At 60.0% G+C, this 6,484-nt stretch carries 4 protein-coding genes and 1 pseudogene; 1 reads left to right on the top strand and 4 read right to left on the bottom strand.

Annotated features, from left to right (window positions below; translation table 11 throughout):
• The 4 genes and pseudogenes from DWU99_RS21075 to DWU99_RS20625 form a co-directional block, all read right to left on the bottom strand.
• Positions 1–1,934 (bottom strand): annotated as a pseudogene (locus DWU99_RS21075) (hypothetical protein); the annotation flags it as partial.
• A 203-nt stretch (positions 1,935–2,137) separates the two neighbouring features.
• The gene (locus DWU99_RS21480) at positions 2,138–2,320 is read right to left on the bottom strand and encodes an SEC-C metal-binding domain-containing protein (RefSeq protein WP_425476830.1); all 183 of its coding nucleotides are present in this window, start codon (positions 2,318–2,320) and stop codon (positions 2,138–2,140) included.
• A 134-nt stretch (positions 2,321–2,454) separates the two neighbouring features.
• Positions 2,455–4,059: a tetratricopeptide repeat protein gene (locus tag DWU99_RS20630; RefSeq protein ID WP_158543401.1), complete on the bottom strand. Its 1,605-nt coding sequence runs from the start codon at positions 4,057–4,059 to the stop codon at positions 2,455–2,457.
• A 563-nt stretch (positions 4,060–4,622) separates the two neighbouring features.
• A complete protein-coding gene (locus DWU99_RS20625) occupies positions 4,623–5,444 on the bottom strand; it encodes a hypothetical protein (RefSeq protein WP_115479990.1) in 822 nt (273 codons plus the stop codon).
• A gap of 109 nt (positions 5,445–5,553) precedes the next feature.
• Between DWU99_RS20625 and DWU99_RS20620 the strand changes: the two genes are divergently transcribed.
• Complete coding sequence (locus DWU99_RS20620) at positions 5,554–6,465, top strand: bestrophin family protein (RefSeq protein WP_115479989.1); 912 nt, start codon at positions 5,554–5,556, stop codon at positions 6,463–6,465.
• Positions 6,466–6,484: the final 19 nt, after the last annotated feature.

Here is a 6,484-nt window from a genome sequence, read left to right as displayed (position 1 = left end):
GGCGTTGGCGTTGGCGTTGGCGTTGGCGTCGGCGTCGGCGTCGGTGTCGGTGTCGGTGTCGGTGTCGGTGTCGGTGTCGGTGTCGGTGTCGGTGTCGGTGTCGGTGTCGGTGTCGGCGCGGGAGGCAAGCTGGAACGCAAATACCAGTTGTCCGAAGTGCCTGGCGTGACGCCGCCTTCAAACAGGTAATAGGTGTACGCACCCGCTTCCACGCGCCCGCCGTTCAACGAGAACGCCGTCGACGCAATCGTCGCGCCCTGCGTGGCCTCGACCAGCAAAATGCCGTTGGACGTGGTCAATCCACCCGTTCCGCCCGCATTGGTCACGTCAATGCCGGTGCTGCCGCTGCCACTGCCGCCGCTGATCACCAGTTTGTCGGAAGGCGAGTTGTCCGCACCGAGTACAGTGTTGAGCAACAACTTCGCGGGATCGCCGATGTAATTGCCCTGGATGGTGAACGTGTTGGATGCGGTCGATCCGCCGTTCGTCAAATCGATCGTGCCCGCGTTGGCCACGTTCACGAGCTGGCCCGCGGCGAAGGGGCTGATGCCTCCGTTCGCACCGTTGCCGGCCAGCAGCGTACTGCTCGCATCGATGGTCACCTTGCCCGTGCCCGTGCTCGCGTTGCCGACGATCATCGTGCCATCCATGGTCAGCTGCGTGCCGTTGGTGACGTTCACCGTCGGCCAGTTGGCGAATCCGGCAACCCCCGTCGCGGTGGCGCCATTGAATGTCAGGGTATCGGTCGAAACGCCGGCGCTGCTCACTGTTCCGGTCAGGTTGAACGTGCCTTGGATTTGCGCGGTGTTGAACGCGCCACTACCGCTCCAGCTCCACGAGCTGCCCTGCGCGAGCAAGGTCTTGAATCGCGTGAATGCGTTGGTGACGCTGCCGGTTCCCTGCAGAATGACCGTACTCGCACCCGTTCCGCCCCCGCCATCCGCCGAACCGATAATTACCGACCCCGTTTGCAGAATCAGCGTGTTGACGCCCAGGCCCATCTGTACGGCCACGCCGCTGTTGCTTTGAAGCAAGCCGGCGTTGACGATGGTGCTGGCACCGTTGAGCGTGCGCACCGCCGCGCCGTTCTGCGCCATGATCCTGCCGCCGGCAAGGTTCTGGATATTCGCCGTAAAGCTGGAACCCGCCGTGTTGGAGAACACCGCATCCGCACTGCTTCCCTGCGCTTGAATCGTGCCGCTGTTGACCAGCTTGTCCGTGTTGCCTTGCATGTAAGCCGTGGTGCTGCTCGTGCCGGTCGTCAACAATGTGCCCGTGTTGGTGATGGTGCCGCTTTGCCCGAGGATGGACATCGCTCGCGCATTACTGCCGGACGTGCTGATCGATCCGTTGTTGACCAACGTATTGTTCGCTTGGCCGACATTGGTCTGCCCCCACGCCGCCGTCATGCCATACGCATTCGGGCCCGCGGTCGTGATCGTGCCGTTGTTGGTCAGCGTATTGCCGTTGCCATTGGCCGCCATGCCGTCGTTGTAGGCACCCGTCGTGGCAATGCTTGCGCCGCTTGCGTTAGTCAGCACGTTGTTATCGCCCGTGCCGAGCAGCACGGCGCCACGATTGGTACCTGTACCGCCGCCGCCATTCAACGCGAGCGTGCCGCTGTTGGTGATCTGGCTGGCATGATCCACGCTGAAACTCACCGGACTGGTGGTGCGCGTGTTGGTGAAGTTCACGTTGCTGGCGACGTTGATCGCGACGTTGGCGCTGCCCGACTGCGCGATGACGGGCACTACGCCGGTGCCGCTGCACGTGACGGTGGTACCCGTCGCAGGCGCCGTATTCGTACAGGTGGCGTAGAGGGCGCTGGGATGAAGCAGCGACATCAGCAGCGCCGGCACCGCGGGAAATACATAACGCGGCAGATATCGCGACGCAGACCGACCACGATTTTCAGCACGTAGATTGCGCGACATCCTTGCCTCCCCGCATGGCTGCCAGCGGAAATGCCTTCGTGTGATGATGCATCGGTCGCTGTCTGCGGACGGCGGCCGGGGCATATCAACGTCCTTCATTATCTACGGTAATCTTTTGAAGTACATCACGTAAAGGACACGTGAAGATGCATCGACCCAGACGCGCAAAGCAGGCGGCGCGCTGCAAAAACCGCGATCACCGATCACCAAAAAAAGGGCGGCCGAAGCCGCCCTTTTGCTATCTCACGTAGTAATGGCGTCCGGCGCCATCGAACTTGCCGGTTCGCATGCAACAGTTCTTGAAACAACCTCGCGGAACCGCAGGGGCATGGATCGTTGCGGCCAAGTTTCTCGAAACAACTCCTTGCCGCCGTGCACGACGCGATCGCCTTTCTTGACCCGCTGCTCGGAAGGATAGCCCTTACGGCGTTTGCTGCTGCGTTCGAAAGCTGAAATGGTTGGTTGTCATGGCACTTCTCCTTTTGTGTCTCTGCGACGGTTTGCTGCTACTCGCGTTACGTCAGCGAGCCTGCAACGCCTCCGTCACACCTTGGCGTTGCATATCCTGCACCAGCATCTGCGCGTCGCCCATCTGTACATGCGACAGTTGGCGCGCCAGCTGACTCATGAATTTGCTGCGCGACTCCGTAATGGCCGGACTCATCGGGCCGGACGGGCTTATTTCATTGAGCGAATGCATGCATAGCGCATAGGCGGCAACGATGTCCTTTCCAACGCCCCAACCGTTCGCATACATCAAGCCCAGACCGTATTCGGCGGCGGGTTCGTCCTGCTCGGCACCCGCACGGAGCAACACGATGGCTTGAGCGTAATCCCGCGGCACGCCCAGGCCTTTGGTGTACATCATGCCGAGGCTGGTTTCTGCGTAAGTGTTGCCTTGATCGGCCGCCTTGCGAAACCATGCGACCGCTTGCGCATAATCCACAGGCCTGCCTTCGCCTTTCAGGTACATGACGCCGAGATTGGCCTCTCCGTAGGCATCGCCTTGCGCTGCGCTTTTCGTGAACCATGTAAAGGCATCGTTGTAACTCTGCGACACGCCTTGGCCCTTCTTGTACATCAAGCCGAGATTGGCCTCCGCACCCGGATCATTCTGTGCCGCCGCTTTCTGCAACCACAAAAGCGCCTGGCCATAATCCGGCGAACCGCCATAACCCATGACGTACATTTCGCCCAGATTGGATTCCCCCTGGGCGAGCCCCTGTTCGGCAGCCTTGCGATACCACTGCATCGCCTCGCCAAAATCCTGTGGCAGGCCGTGACCTGCCAGATACAAAATCCCCATGCCGTTTTGCGCGGGCGCATACCCCTGCTCGGCTGCCTGGTGATAGAGCGCGGCCGCCTGTGCGTAATTCCGCGTTACGCCTATGCCCTTCTCATACGCATGGCCGAGGTTGTATTGGCCCGACGACTCGCCTTGAGCAGCGGCCTCCTGGTAGAACGCAAGCGCCTTCTGCGGATCTTGCGGCACGCCTTCGCCGCGCGTGTACATGTTACCGAGACTGTTCTGTGCCTTGGCATCGCCTTTCTGGGCCGCCTCGTTATACCAGCGCAGCGCCTGACCGTAATCCTGCGGCACACCCAGGCCCTTTTCGTATATTCGGCCAAGGTTGAATTGGGCCGAATGATCGCCTTTCTCCGCTGCGTTGCCGAACAGGCTGAGTGCCTGGTTATAGTCCTTGGCGACACCCCGGCCATCCAGATACATCAAGCCAAGGTTGTTTTGCGACAGCGCATCGCCCTGGGCCGCCGCCTTGCCATACCACGCGGCGGCCTGAGCATCGTCCTGCGGTACGCCCTGACCGTGCGCGTACATGATCGCCAGCCTGAACTGCGCTTGCACATCCCCTTGCGCCGCGGAGAGGCCAAACCAATGCGCCGCCTGCGCATCGTCCTTCACGACGCCGTGCCCCTCCGCGTACATCAAGCCGAGATCGAATTGCGCGAACTTGTTTCCGTGTTCCGCGAGCGGCGTGAATTCCGCCACCGCCTTGGCGTAATCGCCTTCTTTCGCGGCCATGACGCCCTGACTGAGATCCGCGGCCACCGCGACTCCACACGCCATCCACAGCACGCCGTACAGGCATGCATTCCTTGCTTTCATGTTTGTCCCCCTGATGACTGAATGACCCGGATACTGGCAATACAGGCAACGCAGATGCCCCATCAGCAGGCCTAGCGTATCAAGGTTGGGGCTGCGAATCACACAGCGGGAAGAGGCAAGCCCGCCTTCAGGCAGAGCAACAACAAACAGGCGAGCCTGCCCCCGCTTTTTCCGCGCCCCACGCTCGCCAGATTGCGATGTTCGGTGGACATGCAGCCCGCGCAAGGAGCTGCTTGTCGAAGCGAACGAAGAGCTTCGCATGGCCGGCGATTCGGCCAACGAGCATGGCTATTGAGCCGGCGGCAATAAAGGGGCTGCTCCTTTATTTACCCATTGGTTTGCTCTGGTGCGGTTTCCGGCAATATCAAAGACTGACCAGTCGTCGTCCAATAAAAGCGTCTTTTTCCGTCGGAAATCGCGGAGCACTTTACACTTTTAAGCAAATCATATCGTCGCTGATCCGAACTCAGTCCACGAAAGACATCGCACTGTTGATCGAACGAATTTTGAAAGTTTGCATAAGCACGTACGTCATCGCCGTTACCATTGCGCACTCAGCCCTTTTAGGCCGTCCGTTTAATGTCGCCAATGGTTGCAGCAGTGACGTTGTTCAATCGCTTCAGGACCTCCTCATTGCGCATGACATCCTTATGTACGCGTTTGAAAATGCCCCGCAGGGCTGACTTCAAATGAGGCAAGGTTTCTCGCTGGTCGATACCAAGCATCACCGAGAAGATGGCGTGCATGTGCAACACTTCGACGTCCGACAGATAACCTTGCTGCTGCCAGCGCCAGCCTGCGGTTCTTCCGTCGTCGAAGTGAGAGAAGTTGAAACGTGAGTTGGCAAGGAAGATGCCGAATCCCATGAACACCGCAGCGAGATCGGTCGCGGGCTCCCGAACTTCCTGACCACCGGGTGGCTGCTCGGGGAACGTCGCCATGCGGTAATGTGCGAGCTCGTGCGCGAAGGTGGCCACCAGCGACATGGGGTCGCGTAACTTGCTTGGGTTATATGTGATTAGCGCACCACCCTCTTTCAGCGCACGGAACGTGCCTCCTGGCGAATTCGGTGCGCCCTGCACAAAAGCCTGTGGCGACACCATGGTGTCGGGGTCGTTTTCCTGGGATTCGAGCTTACATGGCCAGTCCGCCATGTCCGCATGCGCCTTCACCTGATGGAAGATCATTTCGGCGAAAGCGTGTCCACGCGAACCATCGTGTGGAAAGAACTGCGGCGTCGGCAGGATCAGTCGACGCTGACGAAACGCCTCAACGCCCCCGCCGTGCCGCAACAACCATTCAAAGCAGTCGAATTGCCAGCCTGCCAATTCGGCGTCCAGCAGCGCTCCCTTGCGAAACACTCCAAACATGACTCCTCCGATCATGCGTACGTACTGCTAGTGCTTGAGTATTGCACCTCGGATGGGTTTTGTCGCTCGACGAGGGGGCTGTGGTGTAATTTCCACCTGGCACCCCCTCGTCCACAGAGCCGTCATGATCGTTCGCCCCCGCCCCAACTGGTTTCGTCTTTTGCTTGTCGTTCGGGGCTCGGTCCTGCCGGCCATCCTGCCGCAGTTGCTGTTGACGCTGGCGTTTAGCGTGGTGGTTACGCTTCTGCATGGCCACGTCTATGTCTGGAAGGTGTCTTTGACGTTTGTGCCGTTCTCGCTGATCGGCCTGACCCTGGCGATCTTTCTGGGTTTTCGCAATAACACCAGCTATGCCCGTTACTGGGAGGCGCGCGTGCTGTGGGGCGAGGTGTTGAACGACACGCGCTCGCTGGCGCGGCAGTCGCTGACCTTGATCGACTCGGGTTCGGGCAGCACCGTGTTCGTTCATCGGCTTATCGCCTTTGTGCATGCCTTGCGCCATCAGCTACGCGGCACGGATTCGACGACGGATCTGGCACGCTGGCTTTCCGAGGACGATCTTGCTCGCTTGAACGGCGCGCGCTACAAAGCCTCCACCATTTTGCTGATGGCCGACGAGTGGCTTCGCGACCGGCGAATGGAAGGCCGGCTTGCCGCACCGCTGGCGCAGGCGATGCAAGTTCATATGGGGCATCTGAGCGATGCGCTTGGCGGTTGCGAACGCATCGCCAACACGCCCATACCATTCACCTACGGCGTGATCATTCACCGCACGGTCTATCTGTACTGTCTTCTGCTTCCCTTCGGCCTGGTGGATTCCATCGGCACGATGACGCCGCTCGTGGTCACCTTTATCGCGTACACGTTCTTCGCTCTCGAAGCACTCAGTTCAGAAATCGAGCAGCCCTTCGGCACCGCGCCCAACGATCTGCCGCTCGATGCCATGTCCGAGGGTATCGAGACGTCGCTGCGGGAAATATTGGGCGAACGTGACCTTCCGGATGCGCCACGCCCCAAAAACTACCTATTGACCTGACGGAAAGATCGCCCTCCTA

It is taken from the genome of Dyella psychrodurans, from assembly GCF_003363265.1.
Lineage (GTDB): Bacteria > Pseudomonadota > Gammaproteobacteria > Xanthomonadales > Rhodanobacteraceae > Dyella_B > Dyella_B psychrodurans.
This window is presented reverse-complemented; position numbering and strand designations above follow the sequence as displayed.

Bases quoted from the DNA above. Each gene is read 5' to 3' on its own strand.
- DWU99_RS20630 (WP_158543401.1), bottom strand. From the start codon at position 4,059: ATGAAAGCAAGGAATGCATGCCTGTACGGCGTGCTGTGGATGGCGTGT.
- DWU99_RS20620 (WP_115479989.1), top strand. From the start codon at position 5,554: ATGATCGTTCGCCCCCGCCCCAACTGGTTTCGTCTTTTGCTTGTCGTT.
- DWU99_RS20625 (WP_115479990.1), bottom strand. From the start codon at position 5,444: ATGATCGGAGGAGTCATGTTTGGAGTGTTTCGCAAGGGAGCGCTGCTG.